This is a genomic window from Vibrio atypicus (genome assembly GCF_009811315.1).
Lineage (GTDB): Bacteria > Pseudomonadota > Gammaproteobacteria > Enterobacterales > Vibrionaceae > Vibrio > Vibrio atypicus.
Genome location: NZ_BLID01000006.1, coordinates 137,452 through 153,284 on the forward strand (window position 1 = coordinate 137,452; position 15,833 = coordinate 153,284).

At 45.5% G+C, this 15,833-nt stretch carries 13 protein-coding genes; all 13 read left to right on the forward strand.

The window, feature by feature from the left end; translation table 11 throughout:
• The first annotated feature begins 4 nt into the window (after positions 1–4).
• The 13 genes from ftsL to lpxC all read left to right on the forward strand — a co-directional run bounded on the left by ftsL (position 5) and on the right by lpxC (position 15,584).
• Positions 5–322 carry a cell division protein FtsL gene (gene ftsL / locus GVO60_RS13980; protein ID WP_159655062.1) on the forward strand — a complete coding sequence of 106 codons (318 nt, stop codon included), beginning with the start codon at positions 5–7 and terminating at the stop codon, positions 320–322.
• On the forward strand, positions 319–2,043 hold the full coding sequence (locus GVO60_RS13985; RefSeq protein ID WP_159655064.1) for a penicillin-binding transpeptidase domain-containing protein: 1,725 nt from the start codon (positions 319–321) through the stop codon (positions 2,041–2,043). The genes ftsL and GVO60_RS13985 overlap by 4 nt, the downstream gene beginning before the upstream one ends.
• Before the next feature lie 12 nt (positions 2,044–2,055).
• On the forward strand, positions 2,056–3,540 hold the full coding sequence (gene murE / locus GVO60_RS13990) for a UDP-N-acetylmuramoyl-L-alanyl-D-glutamate--2,6-diaminopimelate ligase (protein ID WP_159655066.1): 1,485 nt from the start codon (positions 2,056–2,058) through the stop codon (positions 3,538–3,540).
• Positions 3,537–4,895, forward strand: a complete 1,359-nt coding sequence (locus GVO60_RS13995) for a UDP-N-acetylmuramoyl-tripeptide--D-alanyl-D-alanine ligase (RefSeq protein WP_159655068.1) — start codon at positions 3,537–3,539, stop codon at positions 4,893–4,895. Before murE ends, GVO60_RS13995 begins: the two co-directional genes overlap by 4 nt.
• Positions 4,892–5,974, forward strand: a complete 1,083-nt coding sequence (gene mraY, locus GVO60_RS14000) for a phospho-N-acetylmuramoyl-pentapeptide-transferase (protein ID WP_159655070.1) — start codon at positions 4,892–4,894, stop codon at positions 5,972–5,974. The genes GVO60_RS13995 and mraY overlap by 4 nt, the downstream gene beginning before the upstream one ends.
• Before the next feature lie 15 nt (positions 5,975–5,989).
• Positions 5,990–7,315, forward strand: coding sequence for a UDP-N-acetylmuramoyl-L-alanine--D-glutamate ligase (murD, locus tag GVO60_RS14005; protein ID WP_159655072.1), 1,326 nt, complete (start codon positions 5,990–5,992; stop codon positions 7,313–7,315).
• A gap of 43 nt (positions 7,316–7,358) precedes the next feature.
• A complete protein-coding gene (gene ftsW, locus GVO60_RS14010; RefSeq protein WP_159655074.1) occupies positions 7,359–8,558 on the forward strand; it encodes a cell division protein FtsW in 1,200 nt (399 codons plus the stop codon).
• Complete coding sequence (murG, locus tag GVO60_RS14015) at positions 8,545–9,606, forward strand: undecaprenyldiphospho-muramoylpentapeptide beta-N-acetylglucosaminyltransferase (protein WP_159655076.1); 1,062 nt, start codon at positions 8,545–8,547, stop codon at positions 9,604–9,606. Before ftsW ends, murG begins: the two co-directional genes overlap by 14 nt.
• 11 nt (positions 9,607–9,617) lie before the next feature.
• Positions 9,618–11,078 (forward strand): UDP-N-acetylmuramate--L-alanine ligase, encoded by a 1,461-nt coding sequence (gene murC, locus GVO60_RS14020; protein ID WP_159655078.1) that lies wholly within the window; start codon positions 9,618–9,620, stop codon positions 11,076–11,078.
• Positions 11,079–11,264: 186 nt separating this feature from the next.
• Positions 11,265–12,047, forward strand: a complete 783-nt coding sequence (locus GVO60_RS14025) for a cell division protein FtsQ/DivIB (RefSeq protein ID WP_159655080.1) — start codon at positions 11,265–11,267, stop codon at positions 12,045–12,047.
• Positions 12,040–13,302, forward strand: a complete 1,263-nt coding sequence (ftsA, locus tag GVO60_RS14030; RefSeq protein ID WP_159655082.1) for a cell division protein FtsA — start codon at positions 12,040–12,042, stop codon at positions 13,300–13,302. The genes GVO60_RS14025 and ftsA overlap by 8 nt, the downstream gene beginning before the upstream one ends.
• A gap of 30 nt (positions 13,303–13,332) precedes the next feature.
• Entirely contained in the window at positions 13,333–14,565 is a 1,233-nt protein-coding gene (ftsZ, locus tag GVO60_RS14035; protein WP_159655084.1) for a cell division protein FtsZ, read from the forward strand.
• 101 nt (positions 14,566–14,666) lie between these two features.
• Positions 14,667–15,584, forward strand: a complete 918-nt coding sequence (gene lpxC, locus GVO60_RS14040; protein WP_159655086.1) for a UDP-3-O-acyl-N-acetylglucosamine deacetylase — start codon at positions 14,667–14,669, stop codon at positions 15,582–15,584.
• Positions 15,585–15,833: the final 249 nt, after the last annotated feature.

A 15,833-nucleotide genomic window follows, 5' to 3' on the forward strand; every position in this document is an offset into this window, starting at 1 on the left:
TGCCATGAGTAAGCCAGCGCCTAATCTCGCTAAAATTATCGGACTCGATCTGCTTACGGTAGGTCGAGTACCGCTCGTGATACTACTGCTGATTTTCGCTAGTGCGATGGGCGTGGTATTTACGACTCACCATACCCGCCAAGCGATTACTGAAAAAGATCAGGCTTTGATGGAGCGGGAAAGATTAGATAACGAGTGGCGTAACTTGCTGCTCGAAGAGACAGCCTTGGCAGAGCATAGTCGCGTTCAATCTGTCGCAAAGCAAGATCTCGAAATGACCCGCCCTGATTCCGACAAAGAAGTCATTATTCAACTCCCATGAGCAAGAAAAAAGTTACGCCTGTAAAGACGCAGCCAGAAGAACCCCAAACGCTAATCCCATGGCGCTTTTACTTAGTGCTGTTTTTTGTTTTCTGTGCTTTTGCCGCACTGATCGCCCGTATTGCATATATTCAAATCATCGAACCAGATAATTTGATTAAACAAGGTGATATGCGTTCAATTCGCGCCAAAACCTTACATTCAGCGCGCGGTATTATTTCTGATCGCAATGGCGAACCTCTTGCGGTTAGTGTACCTGTGGAAGCTGTGTGGGCTGATCCAGTGACCATCTTTAAAGAAGGCGGACTCACTGATATTGACCGCTGGCATGCGCTCGCTGATGTTTTAGGGCTTAAGCGTGATGGCTTGATCAATAAAATTAATCAGAATAAGTCTCGCCGTTTCATTTACTTGCAGCGCCAAGTGAGTCCGGCGATGGCGCACTATATTCGCGAGCTTAAGTTGGCAGGAGTCGGGTTAAAAGCGGAATCTCGTCGTTATTACCCTGCAGGTGAGGTTAGTGCTCACTTAGTCGGAGTAACAGGGATTGATGGTCATGGTCTAGAAGGTGTCGAGCGAAGCTACGATAAGTGGTTAACAGGTGAAGCTGGTAAACGTATTATTCGTAAAGACCGTTATGGGCGAGTGGTCGAAAATATTTCTCTGGAAGAGCGAGAAGAAGGTAAACCGCTTGAGTTGACCATTGATCAACGTATTCAAGCTATCGCGTACCGAGCGATCAAACAGGCAGTTGCTGATTATCGAGCCACATCGGGTTCAGCTGTCATTTTGGATGTGAAGACGGGGGCCGTACTCGCGATGGTTAATGCGCCGTCATATAACCCAAATAATCGTTCTGATCTTCAATCGGCAAAAATGCGTAACCGAGTGATTACCGACGCATTTGAACCCGGTTCGACCGTCAAACCTTTCGTTGTTTTAGCTGCGTTGGAAAACGGCGCCGCAGATGATGACACCGTTATCGATACGGGTAACGGCATTATGCAGATTGGCGGTAGTCGCGTTCGTGATACTTCTAAAGTAGGCAAGGCTGATCTAACTACAATTCTAAAAAAATCGAGTAACATCGGCGTGGCCAAACTGGCACTCAGTATGCCACTTGAAGCTTTGCTTGGTATGTACAGCTCAGTTGGGTTTGGTGAAGTTTCAGGACTCAACCTTGTGGGTGAAACTCAGGGCATCTTCCCTAACCGTCGCCGTTGGTCAAAGTTTGAGATTGCCACACTATCGTTCGGCTATGGTTTAACCATAACGCCTCTTCAGCTTGCTCACGCGTACGCGACCTTAGGCAACTTTGGTAAATATCAGCCGATTCATATTATCGAGAACAATGAACAGGACTTCTCGAGACAAGTTATTGATAGCGATAATGCACATAAAGTGCTCGCTATGCTGGAAACAGTGACCCAACCTGGGGGGACCGCAACGAAAGCGGCCGTACCGGGATATCGGGTTGCTGCGAAAACTGGTACTTCACGTAAAGCGATTGCTGGTGGTTATGGTGATGAGTACTTTGCCTATACTGCAGGGGTTGCACCTGCAAGTGATCCAAGAGTGGCACTTGTGGTGGTAGTTAATGAACCTCAGGGTGACAACTATTACGGTGGTTCTGTAGCAGGCCCAGTGTTCGCCGAGATTTTAAAAGGCACGTTACAGATATTAAATGTCGCGCCGGACGAGAACAGATTTAAAGATAAATAATAGAGACACTCTATGTCTAAACAACTCACATTATCGACATTACTAACGCCTTGGGGCGAATTTTCTTCGCCTGAGCTGAGTGATGTGATTATTTCACATTTGGAACTGGATAGCCGAAAAGTGGTGGGTGGCACGACTTTTGTGGCCATTAAAGGGCACGCTGTTGATGGTCGTCGTTTTATTGAGTCAGCAGTTACAAGCGGAGCCAATGCTGTGATTGCACAAGCGTGTGAAGAGCATGCTCATGGTTCAATACAGTGGTTGAACACAGTACCAGTTGTCTATATTGAATCGTTGGATCAGCAGCTATCTGCACTTGCGGCGAGGCTATACCCGCTAGAAGATATGCAACTGATTGGCGTGACTGGGACTAATGGCAAAACAACCATTACTCAGATTATTGCTCAATGGTTAGATCTTGTTGGTCAAAGGGCTGCTGTGCTTGGAACGGCAGGCAATGGCTTTCTTGCAAACCTCAAACCTGCTGTCAACACAACGGGCAGTGCAATCGAAATTCAACATACCTTATCCTCTCTTGAAAAACAGGGTGCGAGCCACACGGCAATGGAAATTTCTTCACATGGACTTGTTCAAGGTCGAGTGAAGACATTGTCTTTTGCCGCTTCTGTTTTTACCAACTTAAGCCGAGACCACCTCGATTATCACGGTACGATGGAAGAGTATGAGCAGGCTAAATTATCACTTTTCACAAAGCATCAATCAGGCAAGGCGATCATCAATGTGGATGACAGTGTGGGTGCTCGTTGGGCAAATGAGCTTAAAGATGCTATTCAAGTCTCATTAGTACCGCTTGAAGTGGACAATGCTGTTTTTGCGTCTCATGTTGATTATTCGGAAGCTGGGATTGCCTTAACGTTTTCTGGCTGTTTTGGCGACGGGAAGTTTACAGTTCCGCTGATTGGTGAGTTTAACGCGAATAATGTATTAGTTGCTTTAGCTACTTTGCTTGCGCTAGGTGTTGAAAAGCGGCTCTTGCTTGATACTGCGGCTCAGCTTTCACCAGTGATAGGTCGAATGGAGCTATTCAAAGCGCCAGAGAAAGCCAAAGTGGTCGTAGACTACGCGCATACGCCGGATGCATTAGAAAAAGCACTGTTAGCATTACGCGTGCATTGTACAGGAAAGCTTTGGGCAATCTTCGGTTGTGGTGGCGATCGCGATACTGGTAAGCGCCCTATGATGGCGGAGATCGGCGAGCGACTGGCTGATCAGGTTATATTAACTGATGACAATCCGCGTAGTGAGTCACCTCGGGCTATCGTTGAAGATATGTTAGCGGGAATGCAGACTCCTTCTTTAGCGGTGGTAGAGCATGAACGTTTTAAGGCTTTGCAATATGCGTTAGCCAATAGCGAACCCCATGACATCATTTTGCTTGCGGGCAAAGGGCACGAAGATTATCAAGTGCTGGCGAATGAGACGGTTCACTATTCTGACCGCGAGTCGGCGCAGCAGTTACTGGAGATAGTTGAATGATTTCTTTGATGTTGTCTCAACTTGCGGATGTGCTTGACGCGCAAGTGATTGGTAATGATGTCGCGATCTGTCAGGTTTCAACGGATACGCGAACGATAGAGTCAGGTTCTCTGTTTGTTGCTCTAGTGGGTGAGCGCTTTGATGCCCATGACTTTATCGGAAATGCTGTTGAAGCGGGAGCAAGTGCGCTGTTGGTGAGCAAGGCTGTTGATAGCAATACTCCTCAGCTGTTGGTGAAAGATACTAAAGTTGCACTAGGGCAACTTGGGCAATTTGTTCATCAAGTTTGCCAAACACCTACAGTTGCCATTACGGGAAGCTGCGGTAAAACCACGGTGAAAGAGATGGTTGCAAGCATCATGCTTCACCAAGGACAAGTCTTGTTTACTGCGGGCAACTTTAATAATGATATTGGTGTACCACTCACCTTACTGCGCTCAACGCCTGAAGACGATTATGCAGTCATTGAGTTAGGAGCGAATCATATTGGCGAGATTGCTTACACGACTCAATTAGTGCAACCGGACGTCGCTTTGGTGAATAATGTTGCCGCTGCACACCTTGAGGGCTTTGGCTCTATCGATGGTGTTAAGCAAGCCAAAGGTGAAATTTATCAAGGCTTAAAAACAGGCTCTGTTGCAATTGTGAACTTAGAAAGTCACGGCGGAGAATACTGGCGTGATGTTCTCGCTGATAAACAAGTTAAAACTTTCTCTTTGCAAGACTCGAGTGCGGATTACTTTGCCGATATGATTTCGGTAAATGAACAAGGTGAGGCTTCTTTCAATATGCATTCTCCAGTTGGAACGGTGGATATTGAGCTAGGTATAATTGGCCAACACAACGTAGCCAATGTACTGGCGGCAAGTGCATTAGCGCTAGAACTGGGTGCATCATTAGAAATGATCAAACTTGGCCTAAAAAACCTAGCTAAGGTAAAAGGTCGAGTCGAAGCGATTGCACTGACAGACAAAATTAAACTGATTGACGACAGTTACAATGCGAGTGTACCTGCAATGAAAGCAGCTGCAGACCTGCTAAGTGGTTTTAAAGGTGTTCGTTGGTTAATTTTAGGTAATATGGCCGAGTTAGGCGACGAAAGTCTTGCACTTCACCGCCAAGTCGGGGAACATGCTGCCCCATTCAATTTTGAACACGTGCTGACTTATGGCGCTGATGCAAAAGTCATCAGTGAACAATGCCAAGGGACGCATTTTGATACTCATGAAAGTATGATTGAGTTTATCGAGCAGCAGCTCATCCAGCATGATGAACCTCAAACCTTATTGGTGAAAGGGGCGAATAGTGCGGGAATGAGCAAGATCGCGGCTGCTTTAAAGGAGATGTATTCATGATCATTTGGCTTGCAGAGCTTCTACAGCCATACTTTTCATTCTTCCGTTTATTCGAATACCTATCATTTCGTGCCATTGTCAGCGTACTGACTGCACTAGGTATGTCGCTATGGATGGGACCGATAATGATCCGTCGTTTGCAGATGCTGCAAATCGGTCAGGTTGTTCGTAACGAAGGTCCTGAATCGCACTTTAGTAAGCGTGGTACTCCAACGATGGGCGGTATTATGATCCTTACGGCGATTGTAACCACAGTTTTACTTTGGTCAGATCTTTCAAACCCTTATGTATGGGCAGTGTTAGCGGTTCTACTGGGTTATGGTGCTGTTGGCTTTGTCGATGACTATCGTAAAGTTGTGCGCAAGAATACCGATGGCCTTATTGCTCGTTGGAAATATTTCTGGCAGTCCGCCATTGCCCTTGTTGTGGCTTTTGCTCTATACGTACACGGTCAAGAGACGGCGGCAACTCAGTTAGTTGTACCATTCTTTAAAGACGTTATGCCACAATTGGGTTTAATGTATATCGTGCTAACTTATTTTGTGATTGTTGGAACTAGTAACGCAGTTAACTTAACCGATGGTCTCGATGGATTGGCAATTATGCCGACGGTTTTAGTTTCGGCTGGTTTTGCTGCGATTGCATGGGCAACGGGTAATGTTAACTTCGCTAACTACTTGCATATCCCTTATATCCCACAAGCGTCTGAACTTGTTGTTGTGTGTACAGCTATTGTTGGTGCCGGCTTGGGTTTTTTATGGTTCAACACTTATCCAGCGCAAGTTTTCATGGGCGATGTTGGCTCATTAGCTTTGGGTGGTGCGCTAGGTACGATTGCTGTTTTAGTTCGTCAGGAATTTGTGTTGGTGATCATGGGTGGTGTCTTTGTTATGGAGACATTGTCGGTTATTCTCCAGGTGGGTTCATACAAATTGCGTGGACAGCGTATCTTCCGCATGGCACCAATTCATCACCATTATGAGCTTAAAGGTTGGCCAGAGCCGCGTGTTATCGTTCGTTTTTGGATCATCTCAATTGTTCTAGTTCTTGTTGGTTTAGCGACGCTAAAAGTACGTTAAGGATAAATTCTCTTTATGACCATGGATCGTTGGCAAAATATTCATAGTGTCGTCGTAGTAGGGCTCGGTATTACCGGGCTCTCTGTCGTTAAATACCTAGCGAATTTACCGCAAGCATTAACGATTAAAGTGATTGATACTCGTGAAAACCCTCCAGGAAAAGATGAGCTTCCTGTCGATGTTCAATTGCACTCAGGTAGTTGGAACCAAGCTTGGTTATTAGAAGCTGACTTAGTGGTTGCGAACCCTGGGATTGCATTAACGACACCCGAAATTCAGCGTACTTTGGACGCAGGGGTTAAGGTTGTCGGTGATATTGAACTTTTTGCGTGGCATGTAGATAAGCCTGTTATTGCCATTACTGGTTCGAATGGCAAAAGCACTGTGACTGATCTGACAGGCGTGGTGGCTCAAGCTTCAGGTCTTACCGTTGGGGTTGGCGGTAATATTGGTGTGCCGGCTTTAGATTTATTGGCACAAGATGCCGATCTCTATGTTTTAGAGCTATCTAGCTTCCAGCTTGAAACCACGTCATCCCTTCAATTATCTGCAGCGGCGTTTCTCAATTTATCTGAAGATCACATGGACCGTTATGACGGCATGGATGATTATCGCGATGCCAAGCTACGCATTTTCGATCATGCGGAAGCATGTATTGTTAATGCCGACGATAAACCGACATACCCTGAGCAGTACAGTGGTAAGCTGGTGGAGTTTAGTTTAGGCCAAGAAACCGCATTTACAGTCCAAGTTTTGGATGGTCGTGAATTTCTTTGTGCTTATGGTGAGCCTATCGTTGCAAGTGATGAGCTAACTTTAGTTGGACGACACAATGTGGCGAATGCTCTTGTAGTTCTTGCGTTACTTCACGAAGCGGGGATTGATGTTGCACAAGGGGTTGATGCTCTTAAATCTTACAACGGCCTGACACATCGATGCCAAGTTGTTGCTGATAATCATGACGTTAAGTGGGTTAACGACTCTAAAGCAACCAACGTGGCGAGTACGCTTGCTGCATTATCAGGCTTGTCGCTACAAGGAAGACTCTATCTTCTTGTAGGCGGAGTTGGTAAAGGTGCTGACTTTTCCGAGCTCGCGCCTGTTCTCGCAGATCTCAATGTTCAGCTTTGTTGTTTTGGTGAAGATGGCAGTGAGTTTATGCCATTACATACCAGCGCTAAACTTTTTGACACCATGGAAGAGATTATTTTGTGGGTGAAACCGCAGCTTAACCCAGGTGATATGGTGCTGCTGTCTCCTGCTTGTGCTAGTTTCGATCAGTTTAATAATTTCATGGCTCGTGGTGATGTTTTTACTGAGTTAGCCAAATACTACGCTTAGCTTGAACGCATCATTCGTTCGAATTGCAAATAATGTTATTGATATGCAGATAAAAAATCTCTTCTCCAGTGTTAAGCGCTGGGTGACTACCGCGTCACCAGAAGCACTCTATGATAGGCAGTTAGTTTGGATCTCTTTAGGTCTAATGCTGACAGGACTTGTTATGGTGACATCTGCATCGTTTCCAATCAGCTCTCGCTTAACCGATCAGCCGTTTCACTTCATGTTTCGTCATGCCATTTTTCTCTTTTTAGCAATATGTGTGGCAACCGTGGTGATTCAAATACCGCTGAAACGTTGGCTCCAATACAGTATGCCAATATTGTTGGTTGCTATTGGCCTGTTATTTGTTGTGTTGGTGGCGGGGAAATCTGTAAACGGGGCATCCCGCTGGATTCCTCTTGGTTTATTTAACTTACAGCCAGCCGAAGTAGCGAAGCTCTCATTGTTTATTTTCATGTCAGGGTATCTGGTACGGAAAAGCGAAGAGGTTCGTTCAAGCTTTTTTGGTGGCTTTATTAAACCGATTTTGGTGTTTGCGACACTTGCCGTGCTTCTGCTTTTACAGCCTGACTTAGGGACGGTTGTGGTAATGCTGGTCACGCTATTTGGCATGCTTTTTATTGCTGGTGCCAAAATGACGCAATTCTTAGCGTTAATGGTAGTCGGTTTAGCAGCCGTGGCCGCATTGATTTATTTCGAGCCTTACCGATGGCGACGTGTTACCTCCTTCGTCGATCCTTGGGAAGACCCGTTTGGGAGTGGTTATCAGCTAACTCAATCATTAATGGCATTTGGTCGTGGTGAATGGTTTGGTCAAGGGTTAGGTAACTCAATTCAAAAACTTGAATATCTACCCGAAGCGCATACCGACTTTGTATTTGCCGTATTGGCAGAAGAACTTGGTTTTGTCGGTGTCGTGTTGGCGCTTGTATTGATTTTTAGCTTGGTTATTAAAGCGATTATGATTGGCCGAAAAGCATTCGAAAATAACCAGCTATTTGGTGGATATTTGGCATTCGGTATTGGTATTTGGTTTGCATTTCAGACATTAGTCAACGTAGGTGCTGCTGCAGGTATGGTTCCCACTAAAGGATTAACTTTGCCTCTTATCAGTTATGGCGGTTCCAGTTTGATTGTTATGTCTGTGGCCGTTTCTATATTGCTCCGGATTGATCATGAATGCCGACTCGTCGACAGTAACGAAACAGAACAACAGTTAGATAACGATGAAAAAGAATAAACGTTTAATGGTGATGGCTGGTGGTACTGGTGGTCACGTATTCCCTGGTCTGGCTGTTGCTAAGCAGCTTCAATCTGAAGGATGGGAGATCCGCTGGTTAGGCACCGCTGACCGAATGGAAGCTGATCTAGTACCCAAACATGGTATTGAGATCGATTTTATCAAGGTAAAAGGTCTACGAGGTCAAGGTATTGGTCGCTTGATTAAAGCACCATTTCAAATCATAAACGCGATTATGCAAGCGAAAGCGCATATGAAACGCTGGCAGCCAGATGCTGTACTAGGTATGGGCGGCTATGTAAGCGGGCCTGGTGGTATTGCCGCTTGGTTGCTGGGTATCCCCGTTGTTCTGCATGAGCAAAATGCTGTCGCAGGACTGACGAACCAATGGCTGTCTAAGATTGCGAAAAAGGTATTCCAGGCGTTTCCAGGTGCCTTCCCGAACGCACCTGTCGTTGGTAACCCTGTACGTGAAGATGTGGTTGCGATTGAACCTCCCACAAAACGTATGGCTGAACGAAATGGCGACGTCCGCATCTTAGTTATGGGGGGGAGTCAAGGTGCTCAGATTTTAAATCGCACCTTACCAGAGACCATGGCTAAGCTAGGGACTGGATACCAAATTCGTCACCAAGCAGGCAAAAACAATCAGCAGGAAGTCGCATCAGCTTATCTTGAGCAGAAGGTGGCAAACGCTGAGGTTGTCGAGTTTATTGATGATGTCGCAGCGGCTTACGATTGGGCGGACGTTTTAGTTTGTCGCTCTGGAGCTCTGACAGTCTCGGAAGTCTCAGCGGCAGGTGTCGGCGCAATATTTATCCCGTTTATGCATAAAGATAGACAACAAGCACTTAATGCTGACCACCTTGTTGAGTGTGGTGCAGCGAAAATGATAGAGCAGCCAGAGCTGACTGTTGATAAGCTAGTCGCAGAGATTCAAAAGCTGGATCGAGACGCGCTAGTTACAATGGCGACGAAAGCTCGTGAGGCAGCTAAGTTAGATGCTGATAAAGTGGTGGCGGATGCCATTATCGCACTGACGAAATAACGGAAAGATTCATGACAGTTCAACATACTCAAGATTTAGCTCAGATCCGAGCAATGGTGCCAGAAATGCGCCGCGTAAAATGTATCCACTTTATTGGCATTGGTGGTGCAGGTATGAGTGGTATTGCCGAAGTATTGCTTAACGAAGGTTACCAAATCTCAGGCTCCGATATTGCAGAAAACCCAGTGACAGAGCGCTTGACTCAAAAAGGTGCCACTGTTTACATCGGTCACGCAGAAGAAAACGTTGCCCAAGCCAGTGTTGTCGTTGTCTCGACTGCAATCAATGAAGAAAACCCAGAGATTGTTGCGGCAAGAGCGGCACGTATCCCGGTTGTACGCCGTGCAGAAATGCTCGCTGAGTTGATGCGTTTTCGTCATGGTATTGCTGTTGCGGGAACGCATGGTAAAACCACCACGACAGCGCTAGTTACGCAAATCTATTCAGAAGCGGGTCTTGATCCAACCTTTGTTAATGGTGGTTTAGTTAAGAGTGCCGGAACAAATGCTCGTCTTGGTTCAAGCAGAATCTTGATTGCTGAAGCCGATGAAAGCGATGCTTCGTTCTTACACTTACAGCCTATGGTAAGTATTGTTACCAATATCGAAGCTGACCATATGGATACCTATGGTGGTGATTTTGAGACGTTAAAACAGACTTTCATCGATTTCTTACATAATTTGCCATTTTATGGTCAAGCGATCGTTTGTATTGACGATCCAGTTGTCCGAGAATTACTGCCAAAGATTAGTCGTCAGGTGATTACCTACGGTTTCTCGGAAGACGCGGATGTTCGTATCGATAATTATCGCCAAGAGGGGCAGCAAGGTAAATTTACCGTGATTCGTCAAGGCAAAGCGGATCTTGAGATCACCTTGAACATTCCTGGACGTCACAATGCACTGAATGCATCCGCGGCAATTGCGGTTGCGACTGAGGATGATATAGCTGATGAAGCGATCCTAAGTGCAATGGCAGGAACTCAAGGAACAGGCCGTCGATTTGACCACTTAGGTGAATTTGAAACGGGTAATGGTCAGGCGATGTTAGTCGATGATTATGGTCACCATCCAACTGAAGTGGATGTAACGATTCAAGCAGCGCGCAACGGTTGGGAAGAAAAGCGACTAGTTATGATTTTCCAGCCGCATCGTTATAGCAGAACTCGTGATCTTTATGATGACTTTGCGAATGTACTCGAGCAGGTCGATGTTTTGATCATGCTAGATGTTTACTCCGCGGGTGAAAAACCAATCGCGGGTGCAGATGGCCGAGCACTATGCCGAACTATCCGTAGTCGTGGCAAATTGGATCCAATTTTTGTCCCGGAAAGCAGTGCCTTACCTTCGGTTCTTGCTAACGTCTTACAAGATGGTGATCTTGTTCTTACACAGGGTGCTGGAGACGTTGGTAAAGTGGCGAAACAACTGGCTGCTTTTGAGTTAAATATCGATAAGATGCAGAATGCATAACAAAGAACACTGAATTTTGAGGATTTGACGCACTTATTGCATATTAAGTGCCGATTTCTCACTTTCAGTGTTTGATACTTTCGATCTCACCAGTATAATCCGAAGGTTAAAGTAAGTGCTTTTGCCTCTATTATACGAAATGGGATAGGGAATAGAACAGCGAGCTAATGGCAAGGACAATGGACTTTGATTAAAAGTGCTTTTAATGAAGGCCCTCGTTTGACTTCGAGTCCACTACTACGAGAGCATGCCCTAGGGGCGAGCTTTTTGTTGGTGGTATTACTGTTAATAGGCTCTCTCCTCTACTCAACCATCTCGTGGATGTGGGATGATCAACGTCTTCCACTATCCAAAATCGTACTTCAGGGTGAATTACGTTACGTATCTGCCAACGACGTTCAGGCAGCGTTTGCACAACTTGACCATGTCGGCACGTTTATGTCACAAGACGTCGATGTGCTTCAAGGTGTCGCAGAGTCGATTCCTTGGGTTTCGCACGCTTCAATAAGAAAGCAGTGGCCAGACGTCGTCAAAGTGTTCTTAACGGAGCATCAGGCTGAAGCGATATGGAATGGGAACACTTTGCTTAATAGCTCGGGAGAGCTATTTAATGGTGACTTAGGTCAACTTGAAGAAGGGCGAGTCAAACTGTATGGCCCCGAGGGTAGTAATCTCGAGGTATTGTCAGTTTGGCGAGATCTAGAACCCAAGTTTAAAGCGTTACATTTATCTATTACCTCTTTGGTGTTGAATGATAGACGAGCTTGGCAAGTTATTTTGGATAACGGAATACGCTTAGAGCTTGGTAAAGAATCACTTGAAGAGCGAATAGCGCGCTTTTTTGCTTTATATAAGAATTTAGGTAGCGCAACCGAAAGGGTGAGTTACATAGACCTCAGGTATGATACGGGAGCCTCTGTTGGATGGTTCCCTGAACAAGAGTTAGAACAAGAGAATACAGATGACTAAGACCGCTGATGACAACATTATTGTTGGTCTTGATATAGGCACTGCAACCGTATCGGCTCTGGTAGGCGAAGTATTGCCTGATGGTCAAATCAATATTATTGGTGCCGGTAGTAGTCCGTCCCGAGGGATGGATAAAGGTGGAGTAAACGATCTTGAGTCGGTGGTGAAATCGGTTCAACGAGCGGTGGATCAAGCGGAATTGATGGCAGAGTGCCAAATCAGTAACGTCTATATCTCCATTTCAGGTCGTCATATTGCGAGCCGTATAGAAAAAGGCATGGGAACTATCTCTGATGAAGAGGTCTCTCAAGAAGATATGGATCGCGCTATCCATACCGCAAAGTCGATCAAAATTGGTGACGAACAGCGCATTTTGCATGTTATTCCACAGGAATTTACCATTGATTACCAAGAGGGAATCAAAAATCCACTAGGTTTATCAGGTGTGCGCATGGAAGTGAGTGTGCACCTAATCTCTTGTCATAACGACATGGCGAGAAACATTATTAAAGCGGTTGAGCGTTGTGGTTTGAAGGTAGAACACCTTGTTTACTCTGGCTTAGCCTCAAGTAATGCAGTTATCACTGAAGACGAACGTGAACTGGGCGTATGTGTTGTTGATATTGGTGCTGGTACGATGGATGTTTCTATTTGGACCGGTGGAGCACTTCGACATACTGAAGTTTTCTCTTATGCAGGCAATGCAGTAACAAGCGATATTGCTTTTGCGTTTGGTACACCAGTAAGTGATGCTGAAGAAATAAAAGTAAAATATGGCTGTGCTCTTAGCGAGCTGGTTAGCAAGGACGATACGGTTAACGTTCCAAGTGTTGGTGGACGACCTTCAAGAAGCTTACAACGACAGACACTGTCGGAAGTGATTGAGCCTCGTTATACTGAACTTATGGGGTTGGTTAACCAAACTATCGATACGGTTCAAGAGAAGCTACGTGATGACGGTATTAAGCATCATTTAGCAGCTGGTGTTGTGCTTACTGGTGGCGCAGCACAGATTGAAGGATTGGTAGAGTGTGCGGAACGTGTTTTCCGCAACCAAGTTAGAGTTGGCAAGCCATTAGAGGTGAGTGGCCTAACTGATTACGTTAAAGAGCCGTATCATTCTACGGCGGTTGGTTTACTTCATTACGCACGTGATAGCCAAATTAATGAAGAGACTGAATACAACGAGCCTGCTCGTACTTCAGTCACTGGGTTGATTGGTCGCTTGCGTAATTGGATACAGAAAGAGTTTTAACCTGAGCAGCAGGAAAAACGGAGATAACACATGTTTGAACCGATGATGGAAATGTCTGACGACGCGGTAATCAAAGTCGTTGGGGTTGGTGGCGGTGGCGGTAATGCCGTTGAACACATGGTACGTGAGTCCATCGAAGGTGTTGAGTTCATTAGTATTAATACTGATGCTCAGGCGCTTCGTAAAACCAGTGTGAATAGCGTTATTCAGATTGGTGGCGATATGACCAAAGGACTTGGTGCAGGTGCAAACCCACAAGTTGGCCGTGACGCAGCTCTCGAAGATCGCGATAGAATTAAAGATGAGCTCGATGGTGCCGATATGGTATTTATCGCAGCTGGTATGGGTGGCGGTACCGGTACAGGTGCAGCTCCTGTGATTGCTGAAGTCGCAAAAGAGCTAGGTATTCTTACTGTAGCCGTTGTTACTAAGCCATTCAGCTTCGAAGGTAAGAAACGTCTTGCTTTCGCAGAGCAAGGTATTGAAGAGCTATCTAAGCATGTGGATTCGTTGATTACGATTCCAAATGAGAAGCTACTGAAAGTACTGGGTCGTGGTATTACTCTTCTTGAAGCTTTTGCTAGCGCGAACGATGTACTTAAGAACGCAGTTCAAGGTATTGCCGAGCTAATCACTCGCCCAGGTATGATCAACGTCGACTTTGCTGACGTGCGTACAGTGATGTCAGAAATGGGTCACGCGATGATGGGTAGTGGTGTTGCTAAAGGCGAAGATCGTGCAGAAGAAGCGGCAGAGATGGCAATTTCTAGCCCACTTCTAGAAGACATCGACCTTGCCGGCGCTCGTGGTGTACTTGTTAACATCACTGCTGGTTTAGATATGCGTCTAGATGAATTTGAAACGGTAGGTAATACTGTTAAAGCATTCGCATCTGACAATGCAACTGTTGTAATCGGTACATCACTAGACCCTGATATGGCGGATGAAATCCGTGTAACAGTGGTAGCGACAGGTATTGGTAACGAGAAGAAGCCAGATATCACGCTAGTTGCTGGCGGTAAGGCGAAAGTAGCTCCTGTAGCTCAGCCTCAAGTTCAACCACAAGCGGCACCTGCTCCTCAAGCAAGTGTCAATAAAGTGGAAGAAAAACCGGCACCAACTTTGCAAGAGAAACCACAGACGGCAGCACAGTCAACGACAACACCGACTAGTTCTGGTGCAGGTCAAAGCGCAGTGCCGAAGGCTGACAAAGAAAGTGGTTACTTGGATATTCCAGCATTCTTACGTCGCCAAGCTGATTAAGCAATCACTCTACAATTTGACAGTGTTCAAAATTGTGGTAGCATACGCGGTCAATATCACCTATTGACCGTGATTTGTAGCATTTTACTGAGGCAAAGTGGATGATCAGACAACGTACTCTGAAAGAAATAGTGAAAACAACTGGTGTGGGTCTCCATTCTGGTCGTAAAGTCACGCTTACTCTTCGCCCAGCAGCTGCAAATACAGGTGTTATCTATCGTCGTACTGATGTTAATCCACCAGTAGATTTTCCGGCTGATGCGATGTCTGTTCGTGACACTATGTTGTGTACAGCATTAGTCAATGACGAAGGTATCCGTATTTCAACAGTGGAACACCTTAACGCCGCTTTAGCTGGTATGGGTATTGATAACATTGTTGTCGAAGTTGATGCTCCTGAAATTCCAATTATGGATGGCAGCGCAAGTCCATTTGTATTTTTGCTTCAACAAGCTGGAATTGAAGAGCAAAACGCATTAAAACGATTCATTCGTATTAAGAAACCAGTTCGTTTTGAAGATGGCGATAAGTGGGCAGAATTTCTACCATTTAACGGTTTCCGTATGGATTTTGAGATCGAATTTAGCCACCCAGCAATTGATGCAGACGAACAGCGTTTAATGTTTGATTTCTCATCGCAAGGCTTTATCAAAGAGATCTCTCGTGCTCGTACTTTTGGTTTTATGCGTGATATTGAATATCTACAATCGCAGAACTTGGTACTTGGCGGTAGTTTTGATAACGCCATCGTTCTTGATGAGTACCGTATCCTTAACGAAGAAGGTCTACGTTTCGAGAATGAGTTTGTTACACACAAAGTATTGGATGCAATTGGCGATCTATACATGTGTGGTCACCCAATTATTGGTGAATTCCGTGCATTCAAATCAGGTCACGGTTTAAACAACCAATTGCTTCGTTCTGTTCTTGCTGATCAAGAAGCGTGGGAATGGGTAACATTCGAAGAAGATGCAACCTCACCAGTCGCATTTGCTGAGCCAAACATGGTTATTGCTTAAATAGAATTTTAAAAAGCCAGACGATAGTCTGGCTTTTTTATGTCTGCTCTTCCGCCTCATTTCATGATGGCATGAAACCGGCGAATAACGGGATTCTATTGGCGATGGCACCAAGGTTGTGACGTGATTCTGACGGGAGATAACTCTCTTTCACCTGGTGAGGCGGGCAAACTTCCATCATATAACGCAAAAAAATAAAGAGTGCTTCAAACAAATTACCTTGTTATTGGTTGTTCACCTCAAAATTTC